Origin of the sequence: Streptomyces sp. NPDC101132 (assembly GCF_044759225.1) — a bacterium.
Taxonomy (GTDB): Bacteria; Actinomycetota; Actinomycetes; order Streptomycetales; family Streptomycetaceae; genus Streptomyces.
Window position 1 is genome coordinate 59,908 of record NZ_JBIVYX010000008.1, and the last position, 19,854, is coordinate 79,761.

Consider the following 19,854-nt stretch of genomic DNA (forward strand, 5'->3'; position numbering starts at 1 on the left):
GGTCAGGCCCGCGATACTTCGTCACGTGCGTCGAGTACCGCGATGATGTGCCGGAATTCATCGACCAGGGGGTGGTCGGGACGGGCTTCCGCGAATATGCGTTCACCGCAGAGGGCGGCCATTTCCGGCACGTACGGAAGAATTCCGGCCAGGGGTGCGCCGTAGACGCGCTCGGCCCGGTCCCGTACGAGTTCGCGGTCGATTCCCGCCGGCGCCATGCTCATGATCAGCGTGCGCCGGCAGGCGAGCCGGCCGACCAGGGCGAGGGTCTCCTCGACCCCCGACAGGTCGATCCGGTCCGCCCTCGCCATGATCACCAGCACGTCGGCGCTGGCCATCGCGGTGACGGTCTCGTTGTTCAGCCCGGCGTGCGTGTCGAGCAGCAGCACGTCCAGGGCGTAGCGGTCGATCAGGCGCCCGAAGGCCTCCGGCAGCAGCCCCACGTCGTACCCGGTGGCCATGATCTCCGGCAGCGAGTCGGTGGTGGTCCTGGCCGGCACGAGCCACAGGCCGGGCGGACCCACCGGGTGCGCGGCGGCCTCGATCTCGCAACGGCCGAGCAGGTAGTCGGTGAGCGAGAAGACCCGCGGGCCGGTACGGAAGAGCACGTCGAGCGTCGGCGACTGGATGTCCGTGTCGACGAGGGCCACCCGGCGGCCCTCGGCCGCGATGAGCAGGGCGAGGTTGGCGAGCACCGTGGACTTGCCGGTGCCGCCGCGGTGCGAGTGCATCACGATGGTGCGGGCCATCAGGCCACCGCCTTCCCCGTCGCGTGCGGCCCCCGCGCCGCACGTGGCCGGTGCAGGGCCAGCATGGTCACGTCGTCGTGCTGTTCGGCCTCCCCGGTGTGCTCGCGCACGGCCAGGTCCACCCGGTCCAGTACGGCGCGGCCGCTCCCGGTGTGCCGTGAGAGCAGGTCGAGCATCCGGTCGTCGCCCAGGAAGCGGCCGTCCGGGCAGCGCGCCTCGGGCACGCCGTCGGTGTAGACGAAGAGGGTGTCGCCGGGCTCCAGCCGGGTGTGGGCGAGCGCGTAGCTGCAGTCGGGCAGGACGCCGACGGCCGGGCCGGTGGGCTCCAGCGGGACCGGCGCGGACCCGTCGCCGCGCAGCAGCAGCGGCGGGTTGTGGCCGCCGTTGATGTAGACGAGGCTGCCGGTGAGCGGGTCGAGCACCGCGAAGAAGAGCGTGGCGAAGTAGCCCTGGCGCAGGTGGTTGCGGGTCAGGTAGCCGTTCGTGGCGGTCACCGCGTTGAGCAGCGGGGTGGCGCCGACCACCGGGATCGCCCCGCCGGAGCGGCCGGCGGCGACCAGGTGCTGGAGCCCGCTGTTCTCGGCGGTGTGCCGCAGCAGGGAGCGGATCAGCGCCATGAAGAGGGCCGATCCCACGCCCTTGTCGCACACGTCGGCGACGACCAGGGCGAGCCGGCGCCGGTGGACCAGCTCGAAGACGTCGTAGAAGTCGCCGGCGACCTGCCGGGCGGGGCGGAAGCACACGTCGATCTCCCATCCCTCGGGGACGGGCAGTGCCTCCGGCAGGAAGCCCGCCTGGATCTCCCGGCCGATCTCCAGTTCCTTCTCGTAGCTCATGAGTTCCGCCCGGGCGTCGGCCTCCCGCAGGGTGCGGCCGAGTTCGGCGCGTTCCGAGCAGCTCTGCAGCCGGGCGCCGACCAGGGCCGGCAGGAAGGGCGGTACGAGGTAGTCGTGGCCCAGTCGTACGTGGGCCTCCAGGGCCTCGAAGTCGTCCACGGTCCACACCACCGCGGTCGGCGCCCCGGCCCGCAGCCGGAGCCTGCGCACCGCGCTGCGGACCCCCTCCCCCGGAACCCGCGCCGGCGCCAGCAGCACGTCCGCCTCCGGCAGGCCGGCCACGGGGCCGTGCAGCAGCTGGCTCAGCGTCCGGGCCGAGCAGGCCGCGTCCATCCCGGTCAGGGCGTCCAGCAGGGACTGGGGCGGTGGAGGGTACTCGTCCAGGATGATCACGGTGGTGGAGGGCATGGCCGCATCCCGTCTGCCTCATCGGCGAGGACCGTCAGGGTGCTGGTGTTGCGGCCCTCACTGCGTACGTAGCTGAACTCGTCGACGCTGGTCAGCGCGAGGTGGATGCCGAGCCCGCCGACCCGCCGCCGCTCCGGGGGGACCCCGGTCGCGGGCGGCAGGCACCCGGCGACCGGGTCGAAGGGCGGTGCGGTGTCCTCGATGACGACGCTGACCCGGCCGGCCCCGGCGCGGCCCCGGACGGTGATCCGCCCGTCGCCGCCCCGGTAGCCGTGGGTCACCACGTTGGTGGCCAGTTCGTCCACCGCCAGCCGGAGCCGGTACGCGGCCCCCTTGCCGAGCCCGGCCCGGCGGGCCAGGTCCCGGACGAAGGCGGCGATGTCCGCCAGTGCCGCCAGGGTGGCCGGCACCTCCAGCTCCGCGGCCCGCCGGGCCAGCCGTACCCCGTCACCCATCGGAGAGGACGATGCTGTGGTGGAGACCGGCGGTCCTGATGGTCCGGGCCACCGGGTCGATCGCGCCGACCACCTTGATCGTGACGTTCGGGGCGACCTTCTGCTGCGCGAAGACCAGGGAGCGCAGTCCGGCGCTGGCCATGTAGCCGACGCCGGCCATCCGGATCTCCACGGTGTTGGTGCCGTGCCCCGCGGCCTTCTCGATGGTCTGGTGGAAGTCCGGCGCGGTGCTGGCGTCCAGTTCTCCGCTGAGCTCGATGACGGTGGTGTCGCCGGCGATGCTCAGGGACACGGAAAGCGGCATGTCAGGCTCCTTCGGGCGTACGGGGTCCAGGGCGCGCCGGTCAGTCCTCGGTGGGCACGCGGCCCACCAGGATCACGACCGAGCGCGGTCCGATCAGGTACTTGCCTGCGTTGTCCAGTTCGCTCTCCGCGCCCGGGGTGCGGATGTCGTACGGCGCCTCGGCTCCGGTGTCGGCGAACAGGTGCCAGCTGCGGCCGCCGGGCAGCGCCGGCAGCTCCAGGTCGTGCGCCTCCCAGTGGGAGTTCATCGCGACGTAGACCACGTCGTCGTCGCCGGCGCCGCAGCGGGCCACGGCCAGCAGCCGGGACTCGGGCGACCAGTCGGGGAGCCAGGCGCGGGCGCCGTGCCAGCTGATGTCCGGCAGGCCCAGGCCCTCGCGGATGGCTCCGGTGGGGTGGGTGGTGGAGCGCAGTTCGCGGTGGCGCTTGCGGAAGGCGATCATCTGCCGGACGAAGCGGAGCAGTTCGGCGTTGTCGTCGACCTGGTCCCAGTCGAACCAGGAGAGCTCGTTGTCCTGGCAGTAGGTGTTGTTGTTGCCCTGCTGGGTGCGGCCCACCTCGTCGCCGGACAGCAGCATCGGGATGCCCTGGCTGGTGAGCAGGATCGCGACGGCGTTCTTCATCTGCCGCAGCCGGAGGGCGTTGATCTCCGGGTCGTCCGTGGGGCCCTCGGCGCCGCAGTTCCAGCTGTTGTTGTCGTTGGCGCCGTCGTTGTTGCCCTCGCCGTTGGCCTCGTTGTGCTTGTCGTTGTACGAGACCAGGTCGGCCAGGGTGAAACCGTCGTGCGCCGTCAGGAAGTTGACGGAGGCGGCGGTCCCGCGGGTGGAGTACAGGTCCGGGGAGCCGGCGAGGCGGGTGGCCAGTTCGCCGGTGACGCCCGGGTCGCCCTTGAGGAAGCGGCGCACGGTGTCGCGGTACTTCCCGTTCCACTCGGCCCAGCGGCCGTAGGCGGGGAAGTTGCCGACCTCGTACAGTCCGGCGGCGTCCCAGGCCTCGGCGATGAGCTTGGTGTGCCGCAGGACCGGGTCGAAGGCGAGCGATTCGAGCAGCGGCGGGTTGGGCAGCGGGGTGCCGTCCAGGGCCCGGCCGAGGATCGCGGCGAGGTCGAAGCGGAAGCCGTCGATGTGGTAGTCCGCGACCCAGTGGCGCAGGCAGTCGAGGACGTAGTTGCGCACCACGGGGTGGTTGCAGTTGACGGTGTTCCCGGTGCCGCTGAAGTTGAAGTAGTACCCCTCGGGCGTGAGCATGTAGTACGTGGCGTTGTCGAGGCCCTTGAAGGAGATGGTCGGGCCCATCTCGTTGCCCTCGGCCGTGTGGTTGAAGACCACGTCGAGGATGACCTCGATGCCGGCCGCGTGCAGGTCCTTGACCAGGGTGCGCAGTTCGTCGCCCTGCATGCCGTAGCGTCCGGTGGCCGCGTAGCCGGCCTTGGGCGCGAAGAAGGCCACGGTGTTGTAGCCCCAGTAGTCGTACAGCTTCTCGCCGGTCAGCGGGTTGGTGCGCGGGTTGTCGGTCTCGTCGAACTCGAAGATCGGCAGCAGCTCGATCGCGTTGACCCCGAGCTCCTTCAGGTACGGGATCTTCTCCCGCAGGCCGGCGAAGGTGCCGGGGGCGGTGACCCCGGAGGAGGGGTGCCGGGTGAAGCCGCGCACGTGGGTCTCGTACACCACCAGGTCCTCGGCGGGGATCCGCAGCGGGGCGTCGTCGCCCCAGTCGAAGTCCTGGAGGCAGACCCGGGAGCGGTACTGGTAGCCGCGGCTGTAGTCGGGCTCGGTGCCCCACACGTCCCGGCCCGCGATGAGCCGGGCGTACGGGTCGGAGAGCACCTGCCGGGCGTCGAAGCGGTGCCCGGTGACGGGGTCGAAGGGTCCGTCGGCCCGGTAGCCGAACTCGATGTTCTCGTGGTCGAGCCCGAAGACCGTCATCGCGAAGACGCTGCCGGTCCGGAACTCCTGGGGGAACTCCAGTTCGGCGAAGGGCTCCGGTTCGCCCCGCTTGTAGAGGACCAGGGTCATGGAGGTGGCCTGGTCGGAGAAGACGGAGAAGTTCACGCCCCCGGGGACGACCCAGGCCCCGAAGGGATAGGGCTTGCCGGCCCGGACGCCGTACCCGGCCACGTCGTGGGTCGGGTAGGCGTCGATGCGGACCTGGTCGGCGCGGGCGGCGGCCTCGGGGCTCACCGGGTGGTCCTCGCGGCGAGCCGCTCCTTGCGGGCGGCCTCGGCCTCGGCGGCCTCGCCGGTCTCGAAGAAGTCGAGGAAGCCGGTCGCCGACATCACGAACCGGACCTCGTCGCTCACCCCGGACAGGGTGACGGCGACGCCGGCGTGCTGGGCCTCGCGGTAGACCACGAGGAGGGTGCGCAGGCCCGCGCTGGAGACGTACGTGACGGCCTTGAGGTCGATGCGCAGGGTCTGGCCGTCGCGGACCAGCGGGAGCAGCTTGTCGAGCAGCTGTCCGGAGGTCTCGCTGTTGATCTCACCGGAGGCGGCGAGCACCGTCGCGGCCTTGGTCCGGCGTTCCTTGATGGTCAGAGTCATTTCCCATCCCCTTGCTGTGGGGCGCCCCCGTTGAGCGCTACTTGGCCACCGGCCGCAGCCGGACCTTGACCTTGACCCGCCCCTGGACGTCAGGGAGCGTGACGGTGAGGGCCTCGGCGTCGAAGTCGTCGTACGGCTTCTCGTCGATCTCGACGGAGGCGATGCGCACTGCGCCGGCGGGCAGCAGGTCGGGCGAGACCCGCAGCACGCGCCCGGGCAGGTCGGTCGGGTCGGGCTTGAAGTGGAAGTCCATCTCCCGGCCGTTGATGAGCAGGTTGTTGTAGACGGCGGCGAGGTAGCACAGCTCCGCCGAGTGGTACATGGACATCGAGTGGCTGCCCTTGAGCCGCTCGGTGCCGAGCAGGTACGGCGTGCCGCTGGCGAGCACGTTGAAGTAGACCGCTCCCTCGTCGTGGTCGAGGAAGAAGGTGTTGTAGAAGGCCTCCGCCTGGCGGGCCTCCTTGCGGAAGTGCTCCCCGCCGACCGTGCCGTTCAGGATGAGGTAGGCGAGGATCGCCTGCTCCTGCTGCCACCAGGCCTTGCGGTCGTGCCAGGCGAAACGATACGTCTCCTGGTCGCCCTCCTTGAGGCGCTCGACCACGTCGTACCAGCCGCCGCGCTGGAGGTCGCTGCCGACCTCGGGCATCAGCTCGCCGATCTTCTTCGCGAGCTCCTCGTAGGCCGGCTTGGCCTTCAGGGAGTTCATCCGCAGGAGGTTCCAGGCGATCTTCAGGTTGTGGCCGACCACGGCGCGGTTCTGCTGCCAGCTGTGCGCGGTGTCGTGCGACCAGTCGCGGAAGAAGCGCTCCTGGACGAAGGGGCTGTTCCCGTAGTCCGGGAAGCGCTCGGCGATGGTGTCGAAGGTGTACTCCAGGAAGTCGGCGTACTTCTGGTCACCGGTCGCCAGGTACAGGTTGATGAGGTACGCGGGCGCGTGGTCGCCGACCGAGTTCCAGTTCTTCCGCTCGCGGTTCTCCCCGAGGGACTCGTGGTCCGCGCTGAACAGGATCGGGTCGACGTGCGAGTAGTAGCCGCCCTGCTCGCGGTCGAAGAAGAACTTGTCGAAGAGCCGGATGGTGCCGTCGGCGTCGTCCTTGATCCGCCGGTCGCCGGTGACGCGGTACGTCTGGACCGGGCCGGCCAGCGCGTAGATCTGCTCGTACATCGGGATCGCGTCGAAGTCGTCGTAGAACTCCGAGGTGAAGAGCTTGCGTTCGGCGTCCCCGTCCACGCTGATGCCGTGGTACCAGTAGACGACGTCCTCCTCGGTGTCCACGACCCGCATGTGCGCCCGGAGGTACTCGGTGCCGCGCTCGGCGACCTCCAGGTACTCGTCCTTGCCGGTCAGCAGGTACGCGGAGGCCATGCCGTAGACCAGCCGGGAGATCGTGTCCGTCTCCTGGACGTGGCTGGCGGTCTTGTCGCCGCCGAGGCGGATCTCGGTGCGGTACTCGGTGAAGTCGACCGGGCCGTCACCGAACTGGGCGCGCTTGTAGAAGGCGGCGAGGGACTCGATCTGCTTGACCCACCAGCCGGCCTCCTCGAAGCGGTAGTCCTCGGCTCCGCGGCCCAGGAACACCAGGCGCTTGGCCTCGAAGCGGCCGCCCCGCTCGGGGTAGTGCACCCCGTAGGCGAAGAGGAACCGGCCCGGGGACAGCATCTCGTCGATGTGGCCCGAGGCGTCGATGTACGGCTCGTCGAGGTTGCGGACCAGCTCGGCGCTCGGGCCGCCGGCCAGCGACACGTCGAAGGCGCGGCCGTCGGCGGTGGTCAGCCGCAGCAGCCGGGCCTCGGAGTCGAAGTGTCCGACGTATCCGGCGATGGTGTCGGAGAAGGAGAAGCTCACGGCGTCAGCCATGTCGGGCACCTTCCTTGTCGTGGGTGTCGGCTTCGTCCGCGAAGCCCTGGCTGACCTCGACGACCACGCCGTCGGGGTCGCGCAGCCAGACGGTCCGCCAGCCGCAGATGAAGTCGTCGAAGTCCAGCGGGCCCAGGGTCACGTCGGCCGCGTCCCCGAGGTCGGCGAGGAACGCGTCGACGCTGTCGGTCTGGAAGGCCAGGTGGCGCATCCGGCCCGGCTCCTGCGGCCCGTCGTCCTGCCCGGGACTCGCCGGCCCGGTGCCGGCCGGGAACAGCTCCAGGTACGCGTCCCCCTTGCGCAGGAACACGATCTGCGTGTCCCCGAGGTCGACGACCCGGGCCCGGGCGAAGCCGAACCAGCGGGTGTAGAACTCCTCGGTGACCTTCTGGTCGGCGCAGTTCAGGCCCACGTGCGACCAGCGCATCAGTCGGCCCTCCGGCCCCGGCCGGCCGTCAGCAGCTCGATGATCCGGCGGGCGAAGAGGTGGTGGTGGGCGCCGGTGCGGCCGGTGACCAGGTCGCCGTCGACGACCACGTCCTCGTCCACGTACTGGGCGCCCATGTTCCGCACGTCGCCGATGAGGTTGTTGTGGCAGACGACCTTGCGGCCGGCCACCTTGTCCGGGATGGAGGAGGCCAGCCACGTGCCGTGGCAGATGATCCCCTTCAGGACGGCCGGCTCCTCGAAGGCGCGGCGCAGCAGCTCCGTGGCCGGGGCCAGGACGTCCACGTCCTCGGTGTAGCGCAGCCGGTCGGCGACCATGCCGGAGGGCACGATCAGGGCGGCGTACCCGCGCAGCTCCTCGTCGGAGAGGCCTTCGAGGCTCTGGTCCGCGGTGAACGGGGCCCGGTACTCGTGGCCGGTGAAGGTGATCGACTCCTGGCCCCAGAGCCGGGTGAGGAAGTCGACGCGCGCGCCCTCCTCGGCGAACCGGCGCTGGTAGTAGAAGATCTCCGGCTCGTAGAAGTCGCTCTCGACGAGTACGGCGATCCGCGTCCCGGTCAGCGCTCCCTCGCGCAGCACCACGTCACCCGGCACGGGACACCCCCTTGAGGAAGTCGGCCGCCCGTTCCGCGATCATCGCGATGGCGGCGTGGCAGTTGCCCGACGGGACCGCGGGCATGACGCTGGCGTCGGCGACGCGGAGGTTCCGTACGCCGTGGACGCGCAGTTCGGGGTCGACGACGGCGAGGTCGTCCACGCCCATCCGGCAGGAGCCGGCCTGGTGGTGGTAGCTCTCGGACTTCCGCTTCACGAAGGCGCGCAGCTCGTCGTCGGTGACGGTGCCGGGGCCGGGCTGGAGCTCCTGCTTGTACCAGGGCGAGAAGGCGGAGGTGCCGAAGATCTCGCGGGCCAGCCGCACGCCCTGGACCATGCGGTCGAGGTCCCAGCGGTCGCCCAGGTAGTTGGGGTGGATCAGCGGGTGGGCCAGCGGGTCGGCGCTCGCCAGCCGGATCCAGCCCCGGGAGACCGGCCGGACCACGCCGGGCAGGATGCTGACGGTGTTGGGGTGCGACTGGCCGACGATCACGTCGAACGGGACGTGGACGAAGGCGATCTGGAGGTCGGGGGCGGGCAGTCCGGGCCGCGAGGCCAGGAAGAGCGCGCTCTCGGAGAGGTTCTGCGCGGGCGGCGGGAGCTCCTGGGTGACCTCGGCCATCAGGCCGGTGAGCACGTGGTTGTGGAAGTTCTCGCCGACGCCGGGCAGCGGCGCGGTGACCTCGATGCCGTGCCGGCCGAGCTGCTCCGGGTGGCCGATGCCGGAGAGCAGCAGCAGCTTCGGGGACTCGATGGCCCCGGCCGCCACGATCACCTCGCGGCGGGCCCGGACCGTGTGCAGGCCCGGCTCCCGGGGGGCCGCCGCGGGGACGTCCCGGCCCGGGAAGTCCGCGGGCGGCGCGGTCTGGACGTACTCGACGCCGGTGCAGGTGCCGTTCTCCACCAGCAGCCGGGTGGACTGGGCGCCGGTGCGCAGGGTGAGGTTGGGCCGGCCGAGCGCCGGTTCCAGGTAGGCGGCGAGGGTGCCCTGCCGTCTGCCGTCGGCCACGTCGATGTGGTGCCAGCCGGTGCCGAAGAGGCCGCGGCGGGGGCCGTCGGTGTTGAAGTCGGCGATCTCCTCGTGGCCCAGCTCGACGGCCGCGTCGATGAAGGCGCGGGAGACCGGGTTGGGGCCGTGCCGGCCCGCGTTCGTGATCCGCTGCGGGCCGGTGGTGCCGGTGGTGGCGGCGGTCCGGTCCTCCTGGGCCTCCAGCAGGGCGAAGTACGGCAGGACGTCCTGGTGGGACCAGCCCGCGGCGCCCTGGTAGGCCCAGTTGTCGAAGTCCGAGGCGTGGCCCCGGATGTGCATCATGATGTAGAGGTTGCTGCTGCCGCCGGGGGCCTTGCCGCGCGGTTCGTAGGTGCGGCGGCCGTCGAGGCCGGGCTGCGGGACGCTCTGGTAGCCCCAGTCGACGGGGCCGCCGAGCAGCTTGTACCAGGACGAGGGGTCGTCGACCTCGGGCGGTATGCGGCCGCCGCCGGCCTCCAGGACGAGCACCGAGACGTCCGGGTCCTCCGAGAGCCGGTTCGCCAGGACGCTGCCCGCCGTACCGGATCCCACGACGACGTAGTCGTACTCCGTCACGGCCGCCCCCTCAGTCCTGGGCCAGGACCTGGAAGGGGACCGTGTCGTGGAAGTTCGCCATGTAGGCGATCTTCCCGTCGACGATCTTGAAGAAGTTCATCACCTCGGCGGTGATCTCCTCGCCCGAGGCGCTGACCGCGGTCAGGTGCGAGACGGCGGCCGCCTTGACGGTGCCGGGCGTCCCGGAGCCGGGCGCGGGCCGGTCGACGAGGAGGTGCAGGGGCTCGTTCCGGAAGACCCGGTACATCGTGCCCATGCCCTTCATCATCGAGCGGAGCGTGTCGAGCCCCTCGATGTGCCCGGCGAGCTGCTCGTCCATGACCTGGTCGTCGGCGAACAGGTCGCACCAGCGGTCCCAGTCGCCGGCGTTGGCGTACTCGTAGTACCTGGTCAGGATCTGGTGTGCGTCCATCGCGGTCGTCCCCCCTCTATCGGTCCCTGCGGATGCCGTCCGGCGCGAAGGGCGCCCAGAAGCTGCTGAACGCGCTGGCGGTGTCGCCGAAGAGGCCGTCGCGGCCCTCGACGATCCGCCCGTCCCGCCAGCGCATGAAGTGGAAGACCTGGTAGTCCATGCGCTCGTACGGGGACTGCGCGTCCTCCTTGGCGCCGGCCCGCAGGCCGGTGTTGCGGCACACGTCGGCCGAGACGTCCGGGCCGGTCAGGACGTACTCGATGTCCATCCGGAAGGTGCCGTCGGTGAGCCGGTGGGTCCGGCCCATCAGCTCCAGGAAGGCGTCCAGGCTCTCGTACCAGCCGGCGAGCGGGTGGTTGCCGGGCACCAGCCAGCGCAGGTCCTCGGAGTAGTACTCCAGGATCCTGGCCCGGTCGCCGCAGCCGAGCGCGCGGTAGGCCGCCTCGACGCGCTGGCGCGTCACGTGGGTCATGGTCCGCTTCTCCTGTCGCGAGGTCAGAGGGAGGCCGAACCGGGCATCGGGGCCAGTTCGTTGACGGTGTACGTCTTGATCCGCGGGCCGGACGGACCGGGTACGACCGTCCAGGTCTGGTCGGCGTCGAAGCCGAGCCAGACGCTGCGGGCGGCCGGCGGGTCCCAGACCTTGGCCTGCCAGTTGACGAGCACCCGGACCTCGGCCCGGTCGCCGTCGATCACCGGCTCGACCTTGGTGACGGTGTGCACCTCGTCGAAGAAGCGGTGGGTGACGGCCTCGTACCAGCGGCCGAAGCCCTCGTGGCCGAGGAAGGTGTCCTCGGGGACCTTGAACTCCAGGTCGCCGGTGATGAAGTCCAGCACGTCGGTGAGCGGTACGTGCTGGTCGAGGGCCGTGTACCAGGCCCCCGCGAAGGTGCGGATCGCGTCCTCGGTCAGCCGCTCGGCGGGCATGCGCGCCTCCCTGTGATGTGGTGTCAGATCTGGATGTCCACGAGGAACGGGCCGGGGTGATCGAGCATCAGCCGCACCGCGGCCGCGGCCTCCTCCGGCTTCTCCACCCGGGTGCCGCCCGCGCCGAGGGAGCGCGCCAGCCCGGCGAAGTCGATCTCCGGGTGGGACAGGTCGAAGGAACCGGGGAAGGCGTGCTCCGGGATGTCCCGCTCCCGCCAGTACTGGGCGATGTTGTCGTCCAGCAGCCGGTACTTGCGGTTGTTGCAGACCACGAACTTCGCGGCGATGCCGTGCCGGGCCGCGGTCCACAGCGCCTGGTACGTGTACATCGCCCCGCCGTCGCCGGCGAAGCCGACGACCAGCCGGTCGGGGTGGGCCAGCTTCGCGCCGACCGCGCCCGGGAAGCCGACGCCCAGCGAACCGCCGCGCGTCAGGTGGTAGTCACCCGGCCGCTCGGCCGGCAGGTGGGCGGTGACCAGCGGGGAGGTCGTGAGCGCCTCGTCGAAGACGATCAGGTCGCCCCCGGTCCGCTCGGCCAGGGTGCGCAGGAAGACGGCCATCGGCGTGCCGTCCCGGTCCCGCTCCCCCGTCCGGTCGGCGACCGCGCGCTCCCGCGTGCGGACGTCGAGGCGGGCGGCCGCGGCGGCCCGCCGTACGGGGCTCAGCTCCCGCTCCAGTACGGGCGCCAGGGCGCGCAGCGTCCGCCGGGGGTCGGCGGCCAGGGCCAGGTCCACCGGGTGGTTCTTGGCGATCTCGTACGTGTTGAGGTCGACGTGGACGATCCGCGCGCCCTCCGCGAAGGGGCTCACCAGCTCCGGGAAGACCTCCGGGAAGACGTACGTGCCGACGATCAGCACCGCGTCCGCGTCCCGCACCAGTTCCGCGCTGTGCGCGCCGAACATGTGGCCGAGCTGGCCGCGGCGCAGCGGGTGGGAGGCCCGGATGTTCACCTCGGACGAGTCCACCTCGTACACGTCCGCGCCCAGCAGCTCGGCGACGGCGGCCAGTTCGGCCTGCGCCCCGGAGAGGGCCACCCCGTCGCCGACCAGGACCAGCGGGCGCTCCGCCGCGGCCAGCAGCCGGGCGGCCCGGCCGACGGCGGCGTCCGAGGGCGCCACGTCGGTGTCGGGCACGACGGCCGGCAGCACGGGCTCGGCGTTGAGCTCGTCCAGCACGTCCATCGGCAGGGCCACGAAGACCGGCCCGCGGGGCGGGGTGAGCGCGATCTTCACCGCGCGGCGCACCGTGCGCAGCACGGAGGCGGGATCGGTGACGCGGGTGGCGTACTTGGTGACCGGCCGCGCCATCGCGACCAGGTCGGCGGCCATCTGCGCGTCCATGGCGTCGTACCGCACCCCGGCGTCTCCGGCGACCACCACCAGGGGCGTGTGGCCGCGCAGGGACTGGTACAGCATGCCGATGCCGTTCCCCAGACCGACGCCGGAGTGCAGCTGGAGCAGCGCGGCGCCGCCGGTGGCCCGCGCGTAGCCGTCGGCGATGCCCGCGGCCACGGTCTCCTGGAGGCTGAGGACGTACTGGAAGCCCTCGGCGGCGTCGGCCGCGTCGAGGAACCCCTGCTCGACCGTGCCGGGATTTCCGAACATCACGTCGAGGCCGTCGGCCTTGAATTGCTCGATGAGCCTTTCCCGGCCCGGAGTCGCTTTCATGAATTCCCCCTCGTTCCCGGCTGGTTTACCGGACGGACGCTCCCGCCGAATTCAGGATCACCATCCCCAGCGGGTGAGCCCCTCTTCCAGGACTTCCACGATCTTCTGTCCGGTGAGGTACGAGTCGGGGGTGGACCGGCCGGTGACGAACGGGTAGTCGACGATCACCGACACCGGCTTTCCGAAGTTCCCGTGATAGGCGCCGTCCGGCCCGGTGGCGTCGCGCAGGATGTACTCCAGCGGATACGGCGGCGGGCCCATGTTGAAGTCGGTGCCGAGGAACCCGGTGCCGTCCTTGTAGTCGTACTCCTTGCAGTGCCCGGTCACGTGCTTGCCCCAGATGATGCTGCGCCGGTCGTCCCAGTCGCGGGCGAAGGCCAGGCAGGCCACTCCGTAGCATTCCGCGGCCACCACCTTGCCGGCCTTCCGGAAGGCGAGGATCAGCGCGTGCACGCGCTCGTTGTTGGCGAGGTCGGCGATCGGGCCGCTGCCGCCGACGATCAGGACCGCGTCGTAGGAGGCGATGTCGGCGTCGAGCCGGTCGAGGTCGCGGTGGTACTGCTCCAGCTTGCACAGGTACCCGTCGTCGCTGGTGTACGGGCGCTCGGGCACCCACGCCTCGATGTCGAGCGGCGCGTCCAGCCGGCTGGAGCGCTCGAACTCGCGGCCCAGCCGCGCGTTCTCCTCGGTGGTCACCGAGCGGCCCAGCGGAGGGTCGACGTAGTTCGCGTCGAGGCTCGGCGGAAGGGCGTGCGCCCGCTTTCCGGTGGGCGTCGCGAAGACGACCTCGTAGCCACGCGCATCGAACTCGGAAACCGGACCGATGAGTTCTTCGGCCCAGTAACCGTGTTCGGAGACAATGACCAGAATCTTTCTGCTCACGTATTCCTCCTGGCGCCGCCTGTTGTCGTTGGCGCACCCCACACTGCTGGTCGGCCGGGGCGGCGTCAAAGGCCGCACACACGACTTCGTGAGGTAGCGGACCAGGTGTTCCGGGCACCTCAGGAAGTCGGCGGCCGAGGTCAGGAAGTACCCGGGGGACTTCCTGACCTCGGCCGAATAAGTGAACCGCCGGGAAATCCCCGATCTATGGTCGTGGAGATTCTCCGGGACGGGTCGCCGCGAGGGCTCGGGAGCTCCGTGCGGCACAAGAGAAGGACGGGGTCCGATGGACAGCAGGTGTTTGCACGTCGATCAGATACGCCCGGTGTCGGCGGGAACCGAGGGCTGCGCGGAATGCCTTGCGTCGGGTGATTCCTGGGTGCATCTGCGGATGTGCCTGAGCTGCGGTCACGTGGGCTGCTGCGACTCCTCCCGGAACCGGCACGCCACCTCGCACTTCCGCACCACGGCGCACCCCATCGCCGCCTCGCACGAGCCGGGCGAGGACTGGGCGTGGTGCTACGCCGACAAGCTGATGCTGGAGCGCGCATGAGCACCGCGCGCGAGAGCGCCCCGGCCCGTGAGGAGCGCGAGGGCCGCAAGCCGGTGATCCTGGCCGTGGACGACGACCCCCAGGTGCTCCGCGCCGTGCGCCGGGACCTGCGCAGCGCCTACGGGGACCGGTACCGCGTGCTCGGCGCCTCCTCGGCCGCGGACGCGCTCAAGATCCTGGACTCCCTGGACGAGCGGGGCCACGACCCGGCCCTCTTCCTGGTCGACCAGCGCATGCCGGACGTGACCGGGGTGGAGTTCCTGCTGGAGGCGGTCAGCCGCTTCCCGGACGCGCGCCGGGTGCTGCTGACGGCGTACGCGGAGACCGACGCGGCCATCACCGCGATCAACCGGGTGCGGCTGGACTACTACCTGCTCAAGCCCTGGGACCCGCCCCACGAGCGGCTCTTCCCGGTCCTGGACGACCTGCTGTCGGACTGGCTGGCCGCCTACCGGCCCGCGTACGACGGGATCATCGTCGCCGGCCACCTGGTGGCCCCCGGCACGCACGCCGTGCGGGACTTCTTCACCCGCAACGGCCAGCCCTTCCGCTTCCTGAACGTCGAGCGGGACCCCGAGGCCCTGACCCTGATCGCCGAACGGCCGGACGCGCCCCTGCCGCTGGTGCGCTTCCCGGGCGGCGAGGTGCTCTCGGCCCCCACGGACGCCGAGCTCGCGGAGCGGCTGGGCCTGGCCACCACGGCCTCCCGCCCGCACTACGAGTGCGTGATCGTGGGCGCGGGCCCGGCGGGCCTCGCGGCCGGGGTGTACGCGGCCTCCGAGGGCCTGTCGACGCTGATGCTGGACTCGCGGGCGCCCGGCGGCCAGGCCGGCACCTCCAGCCTCATCGAGAACTACCTCGGCTTCCCCTCGGGCCTGTCCGGCGGCGACCTGACCCGCCGGGCCACCATCCAGGCGTCCCGCTTCGGCGCGGAGATCCTGCACCCGGTGGAGGTCGTCTCGCTCACCCGCGACGACCCGGCGAAGATCCTCACGCTGGCCGACGGCACGGAGATCAGCGCCGAGACGGTGCTGCTGTCCACGGGCGTCGCGTACAACCGCCTCCAGGCCCCCGGCGCGGACCGCTTCGAGGGCGCGGGCCTCTACTACGGCGCGGCCACCACGGAGAGCTCCGCCTGCATCTCCCAGCACGTCTTCATCGTGGGCGGCGCCAACTCGGCGGGCCAGGCCGCCGTGCACTTCGCGAAGTACGCCGCCCGGGTCACGATCCTGGTCCGCGCGGAGTCGCTGGACGCCAGCATGTCCCGCTACCTGATCGACGAGATCGGCCGCACCCCGAACATCGAGGTGAAGGTCCGCACCACCGTGGTCGCGCTCGACGGCGGCGAACACCTGGAGCGCATCACCCTGCACGACGCGGAGACGGGCGAGGACACCGAGACCCCGTGCCGGTTCATGTTCACCTTCATCGGCGCCCGCCCGCACACCGACTGGCTGGCCGGCGTGGTGGAACGCGACGAGTTCGGCTTCGTCCTGACCGGCTCCGACCTGATCGCCAACGGCGGGGAGCTGCCGGCCGAGTGGAGCCTGGAGCGGGCCCCGTACCCCCTGGAGACGAGCGTGCCGGGCGTCTTCGCGGCGGGTGACGTCCGCGCCCACTCGGTCAAGCGGGTGGCCTCCGGCGTCGGCGAGGGCGCGATGGCCGTCTCCCTCGTCCACCGGTACCGCGCGATGGGCTGAGCGTTCGCCGGCGGCGGAAGGCGGAGCGCACCCTTGCGATCAACGCGCGAACGGATGCAACGTTGATTACATGATTACAGCCGAGCAGAGAGAGCAGCTCCGCGGCTGGTTCGCCGACCGCCTGCCGGAGGACGTCTACGAGAGCGTGGCCGACGTCGTGGTCGACCGCGAGGAGATCACCGTGATCGGCCGCGTCCCGGCGGGTGAGACGGCCGCGGAGTTCCGGGCCCGCACCCGCGAGCAGCGGATCGCGGTCGCCCGCGAGGCGGAGGAGCTCTACCGCCGCAAGGTGGCCTGGGGCGTGGAGGGCGAGGGCGGCGAGCGGACGCTCTTCACCCATCTGGCCGTCCCGGTGATGACCCGGCTGCGCCAGTCCGAGCGGCAGGTGCTGGACACGCTGGTGGCCGGCGGGGTCGCACGCAGCCGGGCGGACGCCCTGGCCTGGTGCGTACGGCTGGTGGGCCGCAACACCGACACGTGGCTGGCGGACCTGCGGGCCTCCCTGGAGGAGGTCGGCCGGGTCCGGGCCCAGGGCCCCGACTCCATGGAGTCCGACCAGGAATGACGCATTCGGCTGACGGGCACCGATGATCGCGTCAGGGTAGCCGCAGCAGCTGATCACCACGGAGAGGCAGACCATCATGGCCACCACCGTCGAGTACATCCGCTACCGCATCGCGTTAGACGAGCAGCAGTCCTTCGAGGACGCGTACCGCAAGGCGGCGGAGTCGCTGGCCGCCGCTCCCGAGTGCGTGGACTACGAGCTGGCGCACTGCGAGGAGGAGCGGGAGCGCTACATCCTCCGGATCCGCTGGACCTCGACCGAGGCGCACCTCCAGGGCTTCCGGCGGGGCGAGCACTTCCCGGCCTTCTTCAGCGCGATCCGGCCCTACGTGACCGCGATCGAGGAGATGCAGCACTACCAGGTCACCGAGGTCGTCGGCACGGGCAAGGCCGCGGGACAGTGAGGCAGGCACGATGAGCACCCCCACGATCTACGAGTGGATGGGCGGGAGCGAGGCGATGAACCGCCTCACCGACGCCTTCTACGGCCACGCACTGCGGGACGAGGTCCTCGCCCCGGTGTTCGCGGGCATGGACCCCGGGCACCCGCAGCACGTGGCGGCCTGGCTGTCGGAGGTCTTCGGCGGCCCGGCGGACTACACCGCCCACCACGGCGGCCACCAGCACATGGCCACCAAGCACCTGGGCCGCGGCATCACCGAACAGCAGCGCCGCCGCTGGGTGGACCTCCTCCTCGACACCGCGGACGAGGTCGGTCTCCCGACGGACCCGGAGTTCCGCGCGGTGTTCGTCTACTACATCGAGTGGGGCACCCGGATGGCCCTGATCTACTCGGGCGACGACCCGCCACCGGTGGACGCGGCCAAGGTCCCCGTCTGGTCCTGGGGCCAGACCCCACCGTGGACGGGCTCCTAGCCCCTCCGCCACGGCAGCCCAGGAGATCCCCCCCCCGGACGAAGTCCGGGGGGAAGCCCCGGGGCACAGCCCGAGGGGGGCCCGGGCACAGCCCGAGGGGATCCGGGGCACAGCCCCGAGGGGGTCCGGGCGCAGCCCGAGGGGGTCCGGGCACAGCCCCGAGGGGGCCCGTGCGCAGCCCGAGGGGGTCCGGGGCACAGCCCCGGTGAACGGGAGAAGGGTGGGGCGGGGAGACAGCCCCGCAGGGACCCGGCACCCGCAGGACCCGGACCTCCGCCCCGCAGGGACCGGCACCCGCAGGACCCGGACCTCCGCCCGGCGAGGGCCCGGTCTCAGCCCCGCCCCTCGACCAGCAGCACCCGGAACCCGGGCCCCGCATCCGACTCCGCCCAGAACTCCACCGCCCCCTCCAGCACCTCACGCAGCACCCCGGCATCACGCGCCCGCGCCCGCGCGAAACCGCCCCACCCCGTGACGGCGACCAGCCACCCCGCGCCCCCCGCCGGCCCCGCCCAGGACAGGTCCGTCAGACAGTCCGCGAGCGCGTCCCAGTTCCGCCCGAACCACCCCGGCAGCCCGAACGCCCGCTCGCACCGGTCCATCAGCGCCGTCTTGGACCGTACGCCGTCCAGCTCCAGCACCACCGTGGTCCACCCGGCCCCCCGCGCGGCGGCCAGCGCCGGCTCCAGCGGCTCGTCCGCGGGCCACACCCGCGGGCCCGGCGGCCCGGACAACGCGTCGAGGGTCATCGCAGCACCGCCCGGAAGCTCTGGTAGTGGTCGTCCGTGTAGTAGAACTCGCCGCCCCGCCCGGTCACGATGCGCCGCGCGCCCCGGTCCCGCTCCCCCGGCGTCCGTACCGTGTACTCGTGGTAATAGCCCCGCTTCTGCCGGGGCAGCGCCCGCTCGAAGTTCCCGAAGACCGTGCCGTCCTGACGGTACGGGTACGGCCCGCCGGCATCGATCAGGGCCAGCGTCTCCCGCGCCTGTACGGGCAGGTCGGCGGCCCGTACGACGGTCATCCCCCGCGCCCACCCGGGCGTGCTCGGGGCGCCCGCGCCCGGGGTGACCGGAGCGGCGGCCCGGTCGGCCCCGCCGGAGCCGCCACCGCCCCCGCCGCACGCCGCGACGGTCCCCAGCAGCACCGCCAGGAACACGGCCCCCAGGAGCCGGGGCACGCTCCGCAAGATCATGCACCGATGCTGCCAAACAACCGGCGCACCGGCGAGCCGGCCACGCGCCGGGGCGCCCCGGTCACCCGGCCCGGCCCGACCCACGGCCCCGGCCGCCCGTACCACCCTGCGGGGACCCGCCCCTGCCGACCGGCTCGCGGACCAGCGGTCCGGCAGGACCGATCAGGGCCCCGGCCCCACCGCTCAGCGGCCCGACGCGATGGCCCCGTCGTCCGGGTCGGCCCGCTCCAGCGCCGGCCGCGCCCCCGGCACCGACTCGGTCAGCAGGTAGTCGGCGACGGCGGTGTCCGTCACCAGGCTCGTCACCAGCCCGGACCGCAGCACCGCGCCGATCGCCGCCGCCTTGCGCAGGCCGCCGGCGATGGCCACCACCTCCGGGATCCGGCGCAGCCGGTCGGCCTCGACGGTGATGCACCGCTCGCCCAGGTCCCGGCCGACCCGGCGGCCGTCCTTGTCGAAGAGGTGCGCGGACATCTCGGCGGCGACGCCGAGCGACGCGTAGTGCGCCCGCTCCTCGTCGGAGAGCATGTCGTGCACGGTCGAGATGCCCGGCTCCCAGGAGCCGATGGACACCGCGGCGACAGTGACCTTGTCGAAGTACTCGAAGGCCCGGGCGATGCCGGTCTGGTTGCGCAGTGCGGCCGCGGTGGCGGGGTCCGGCAGCAGCATCGGCGCGTAGATCGGGTGGGCGTCGCCGCCCGAGACCTGGGCGGCCCGGCGTACGGCCTCGACCGAGCCGCGCTCCGCGGTCCCGGCGTCGTACACGCCGGTCAGCTGGACGACGGTGCACGGCGGCAGGCGGTGCAGGGCGGCCGCCATGTGGATGGTCGACCGGCCCCACGCCAGTCCGAGCACGTCGCCCTCGCTGACCAGCTCGCCCAGCAGGTCGGCCGCGACAGCGCCGAGGTTCTCCGGGTCGGGGGCGTCCTCGGCCGTGTCGGCCGGGGACTCCACGACGACCGCGTGGCGCAGTCCGTACCGGGCGCGCAGCGCGTCGGAGCGCTCCGCGTCCAGCTCGGCCGGCACCCGGATCTCGATCCGGACGAGGTCGCGCTCCAGGGCGGTCTCCAGGACCCGGGCCACCTTGAAGCGGCTCACGCCGAACTCCTCGGCGATCTGGATCTTGGACTTGCCCTCCAGGTAGAAGCGACGGGCCATGGCCGCCGCCTGCACCAGCTCCGCGGGTCCCATCCGCAGGGCTGAGCGTCCCGCCGACACACCAGACACCGCGATCTCCTCACTGCTGTTCACACTCTCGACTCGCCGTTCATCCTGTCAGATCCGGCGGCCGTTGATCAGCCCGGACA

Annotated in this window: 23 protein-coding genes; 5 read left to right on the plus strand and 18 right to left on the minus strand. The window is 71.9% G+C overall.

Annotated features, from left to right (window positions below; all coding sequences use genetic code 11):
• Nucleotides 1-2 precede the first annotated feature (2 nt).
• From ACIQUR_RS19545 to ACIQUR_RS19615, 15 genes are read right to left on the minus strand one after another with little or no spacing between them, the layout of a single operon-like run.
• On the minus strand, nucleotides 3-749 hold the full coding sequence (locus ACIQUR_RS19545) for a MinD/ParA family protein (protein WP_403665675.1): 747 nt from the start codon (nucleotides 747-749) through the stop codon (nucleotides 3-5).
• Nucleotides 749-1,993, minus strand: coding sequence for a PP2C family protein-serine/threonine phosphatase (locus ACIQUR_RS19550; RefSeq protein ID WP_403665677.1), 1,245 nt, complete (start codon nucleotides 1,991-1,993; stop codon nucleotides 749-751). The genes ACIQUR_RS19545 and ACIQUR_RS19550 overlap by 1 nt, the downstream gene beginning before the upstream one ends.
• The gene (locus ACIQUR_RS19555; protein WP_403665679.1) at nucleotides 1,975-2,448 is read right to left on the minus strand and encodes an ATP-binding protein; all 474 of its coding nucleotides are present in this window, start codon (nucleotides 2,446-2,448) and stop codon (nucleotides 1,975-1,977) included. The genes ACIQUR_RS19550 and ACIQUR_RS19555 overlap by 19 nt, the downstream gene beginning before the upstream one ends.
• Complete coding sequence (locus ACIQUR_RS19560; RefSeq protein ID WP_403665681.1) at nucleotides 2,441-2,752, minus strand: STAS domain-containing protein; 312 nt, start codon at nucleotides 2,750-2,752, stop codon at nucleotides 2,441-2,443. The genes ACIQUR_RS19555 and ACIQUR_RS19560 overlap by 8 nt, the downstream gene beginning before the upstream one ends.
• Before the next feature lie 40 nt (nucleotides 2,753-2,792).
• The gene (gene glgX / locus ACIQUR_RS19565) at nucleotides 2,793-4,931 is read right to left on the minus strand and encodes a glycogen debranching protein GlgX (protein ID WP_403665683.1); all 2,139 of its coding nucleotides are present in this window, start codon (nucleotides 4,929-4,931) and stop codon (nucleotides 2,793-2,795) included.
• Nucleotides 4,928-5,290 (minus strand): STAS domain-containing protein, encoded by a 363-nt coding sequence (locus tag ACIQUR_RS19570; RefSeq protein WP_399947424.1) that lies wholly within the window; start codon nucleotides 5,288-5,290, stop codon nucleotides 4,928-4,930. The genes glgX and ACIQUR_RS19570 overlap by 4 nt, the downstream gene beginning before the upstream one ends.
• A 37-nt stretch (nucleotides 5,291-5,327) precedes the next feature.
• Complete coding sequence (locus ACIQUR_RS19575) at nucleotides 5,328-7,148, minus strand: AGE family epimerase/isomerase (protein WP_403665685.1); 1,821 nt, start codon at nucleotides 7,146-7,148, stop codon at nucleotides 5,328-5,330.
• Nucleotides 7,141-7,575, minus strand: coding sequence for a VOC family protein (locus ACIQUR_RS19580; RefSeq protein ID WP_403665687.1), 435 nt, complete (start codon nucleotides 7,573-7,575; stop codon nucleotides 7,141-7,143). Before ACIQUR_RS19580 ends, ACIQUR_RS19575 begins: the two co-directional genes overlap by 8 nt.
• The gene (locus ACIQUR_RS19585; RefSeq protein ID WP_403665689.1) at nucleotides 7,575-8,189 is read right to left on the minus strand and encodes a DJ-1/PfpI family protein; all 615 of its coding nucleotides are present in this window, start codon (nucleotides 8,187-8,189) and stop codon (nucleotides 7,575-7,577) included. Before ACIQUR_RS19585 ends, ACIQUR_RS19580 begins: the two co-directional genes overlap by 1 nt.
• Nucleotides 8,179-9,774, minus strand: a complete 1,596-nt coding sequence (locus tag ACIQUR_RS19590; RefSeq protein WP_403665691.1) for a GMC family oxidoreductase — start codon at nucleotides 9,772-9,774, stop codon at nucleotides 8,179-8,181. The genes ACIQUR_RS19585 and ACIQUR_RS19590 overlap by 11 nt, the downstream gene beginning before the upstream one ends.
• 10 nt (nucleotides 9,775-9,784) lie before the next feature.
• Nucleotides 9,785-10,186 (minus strand): nuclear transport factor 2 family protein, encoded by a 402-nt coding sequence (locus ACIQUR_RS19595; RefSeq protein ID WP_403665693.1) that lies wholly within the window; start codon nucleotides 10,184-10,186, stop codon nucleotides 9,785-9,787.
• 16 nt (nucleotides 10,187-10,202) lie between these two features.
• Nucleotides 10,203-10,658 (minus strand): nuclear transport factor 2 family protein, encoded by a 456-nt coding sequence (locus tag ACIQUR_RS19600; protein ID WP_403665695.1) that lies wholly within the window; start codon nucleotides 10,656-10,658, stop codon nucleotides 10,203-10,205.
• Nucleotides 10,659-10,681: 23 nt separating this feature from the next.
• The gene (locus ACIQUR_RS19605) at nucleotides 10,682-11,113 is read right to left on the minus strand and encodes a nuclear transport factor 2 family protein (RefSeq protein WP_403665697.1); all 432 of its coding nucleotides are present in this window, start codon (nucleotides 11,111-11,113) and stop codon (nucleotides 10,682-10,684) included.
• Between the two features lie 23 nt (nucleotides 11,114-11,136).
• Nucleotides 11,137-12,780 carry a thiamine pyrophosphate-binding protein gene (locus ACIQUR_RS19610; RefSeq protein ID WP_403665699.1) on the minus strand — a complete coding sequence of 548 codons (1,644 nt, stop codon included), beginning with the start codon at nucleotides 12,778-12,780 and terminating at the stop codon, nucleotides 11,137-11,139.
• A 57-nt stretch (nucleotides 12,781-12,837) separates the two neighbouring features.
• On the minus strand, nucleotides 12,838-13,662 hold the full coding sequence (locus ACIQUR_RS19615; RefSeq protein ID WP_403665701.1) for a type 1 glutamine amidotransferase domain-containing protein: 825 nt from the start codon (nucleotides 13,660-13,662) through the stop codon (nucleotides 12,838-12,840).
• Nucleotides 13,663-13,948: 286 nt separating this feature from the next.
• On the opposite strand from ACIQUR_RS19615, the gene ACIQUR_RS19620 reads away from it, so the two are divergent.
• The 5 genes from ACIQUR_RS19620 (at nucleotide 13,949) to ACIQUR_RS19640 (ending at nucleotide 17,355) form a co-directional block, all read left to right on the plus strand.
• Entirely contained in the window at nucleotides 13,949-14,215 is a 267-nt protein-coding gene (locus ACIQUR_RS19620) for a UBP-type zinc finger domain-containing protein (protein ID WP_403665702.1), read from the plus strand.
• On the plus strand, nucleotides 14,212-15,915 hold the full coding sequence (locus ACIQUR_RS19625; RefSeq protein WP_403665704.1) for an FAD-dependent oxidoreductase: 1,704 nt from the start codon (nucleotides 14,212-14,214) through the stop codon (nucleotides 15,913-15,915). Before ACIQUR_RS19620 ends, ACIQUR_RS19625 begins: the two co-directional genes overlap by 4 nt.
• Before the next feature lie 70 nt (nucleotides 15,916-15,985).
• Nucleotides 15,986-16,480, plus strand: coding sequence for a hypothetical protein (locus tag ACIQUR_RS19630; RefSeq protein ID WP_403665706.1), 495 nt, complete (start codon nucleotides 15,986-15,988; stop codon nucleotides 16,478-16,480).
• A gap of 76 nt (nucleotides 16,481-16,556) precedes the next feature.
• Complete coding sequence (locus tag ACIQUR_RS19635) at nucleotides 16,557-16,883, plus strand: putative quinol monooxygenase (RefSeq protein WP_403665708.1); 327 nt, start codon at nucleotides 16,557-16,559, stop codon at nucleotides 16,881-16,883.
• 10 nt (nucleotides 16,884-16,893) lie between these two features.
• Nucleotides 16,894-17,355, plus strand: coding sequence for a group II truncated hemoglobin (locus ACIQUR_RS19640; RefSeq protein WP_403665710.1), 462 nt, complete (start codon nucleotides 16,894-16,896; stop codon nucleotides 17,353-17,355).
• Nucleotides 17,356-17,687: 332 nt separating this feature from the next.
• Here ACIQUR_RS19640 and ACIQUR_RS19645 read toward each other — a convergent pair whose 3' ends face one another.
• From ACIQUR_RS19645 to ACIQUR_RS19655, 3 genes are all read right to left on the minus strand, one after another.
• Nucleotides 17,688-18,104 (minus strand): barstar family protein, encoded by a 417-nt coding sequence (locus tag ACIQUR_RS19645; RefSeq protein WP_403665712.1) that lies wholly within the window; start codon nucleotides 18,102-18,104, stop codon nucleotides 17,688-17,690.
• Nucleotides 18,101-18,547, minus strand: a complete 447-nt coding sequence (locus ACIQUR_RS19650) for a ribonuclease domain-containing protein (RefSeq protein ID WP_403665714.1) — start codon at nucleotides 18,545-18,547, stop codon at nucleotides 18,101-18,103. Before ACIQUR_RS19650 ends, ACIQUR_RS19645 begins: the two co-directional genes overlap by 4 nt.
• A 183-nt stretch (nucleotides 18,548-18,730) precedes the next feature.
• Nucleotides 18,731-19,798, minus strand: coding sequence for a sugar-binding transcriptional regulator (locus ACIQUR_RS19655; protein ID WP_403665716.1), 1,068 nt, complete (start codon nucleotides 19,796-19,798; stop codon nucleotides 18,731-18,733).
• Nucleotides 19,799-19,854 lie beyond the last annotated feature (56 nt).

Coding starts and splice junctions, on each gene's coding strand:
- ACIQUR_RS19545 (WP_403665675.1), bottom strand. CDS start 749: ATGGCCCGCACCATCGTGATGCACTCGCACCGCGGCGGCACCGGCAAG.
- ACIQUR_RS19550 (WP_403665677.1), bottom strand. CDS start 1,993: ATGCCCTCCACCACCGTGATCATCCTGGACGAGTACCCTCCACCGCCC.
- ACIQUR_RS19555 (WP_403665679.1), bottom strand. CDS start 2,448: ATGGGTGACGGGGTACGGCTGGCCCGGCGGGCCGCGGAGCTGGAGGTG.
- ACIQUR_RS19560 (WP_403665681.1), bottom strand. CDS start 2,752: ATGCCGCTTTCCGTGTCCCTGAGCATCGCCGGCGACACCACCGTCATC.
- ACIQUR_RS19570 (WP_399947424.1), bottom strand. CDS start 5,290: ATGACTCTGACCATCAAGGAACGCCGGACCAAGGCCGCGACGGTGCTC.
- ACIQUR_RS19575 (WP_403665685.1), bottom strand. CDS start 7,148: ATGGCTGACGCCGTGAGCTTCTCCTTCTCCGACACCATCGCCGGATAC.
- ACIQUR_RS19580 (WP_403665687.1), bottom strand. CDS start 7,575: ATGCGCTGGTCGCACGTGGGCCTGAACTGCGCCGACCAGAAGGTCACC.
- ACIQUR_RS19595 (WP_403665693.1), bottom strand. CDS start 10,186: ATGGACGCACACCAGATCCTGACCAGGTACTACGAGTACGCCAACGCC.
- ACIQUR_RS19600 (WP_403665695.1), bottom strand. CDS start 10,658: ATGACCCACGTGACGCGCCAGCGCGTCGAGGCGGCCTACCGCGCGCTC.
- ACIQUR_RS19605 (WP_403665697.1), bottom strand. CDS start 11,113: ATGCCCGCCGAGCGGCTGACCGAGGACGCGATCCGCACCTTCGCGGGG.
- ACIQUR_RS19610 (WP_403665699.1), bottom strand. CDS start 12,780: ATGAAAGCGACTCCGGGCCGGGAAAGGCTCATCGAGCAATTCAAGGCC.
- ACIQUR_RS19620 (WP_403665702.1), top strand. CDS start 13,949: ATGGACAGCAGGTGTTTGCACGTCGATCAGATACGCCCGGTGTCGGCG.
- ACIQUR_RS19625 (WP_403665704.1), top strand. CDS start 14,212: ATGAGCACCGCGCGCGAGAGCGCCCCGGCCCGTGAGGAGCGCGAGGGC.
- ACIQUR_RS19630 (WP_403665706.1), top strand. CDS start 15,986: ATGATTACAGCCGAGCAGAGAGAGCAGCTCCGCGGCTGGTTCGCCGAC.
- ACIQUR_RS19635 (WP_403665708.1), top strand. CDS start 16,557: ATGGCCACCACCGTCGAGTACATCCGCTACCGCATCGCGTTAGACGAG.
- ACIQUR_RS19640 (WP_403665710.1), top strand. CDS start 16,894: ATGAGCACCCCCACGATCTACGAGTGGATGGGCGGGAGCGAGGCGATG.
- ACIQUR_RS19645 (WP_403665712.1), bottom strand. CDS start 18,104: ATGACCCTCGACGCGTTGTCCGGGCCGCCGGGCCCGCGGGTGTGGCCC.
- ACIQUR_RS19650 (WP_403665714.1), bottom strand. CDS start 18,547: ATGATCTTGCGGAGCGTGCCCCGGCTCCTGGGGGCCGTGTTCCTGGCG.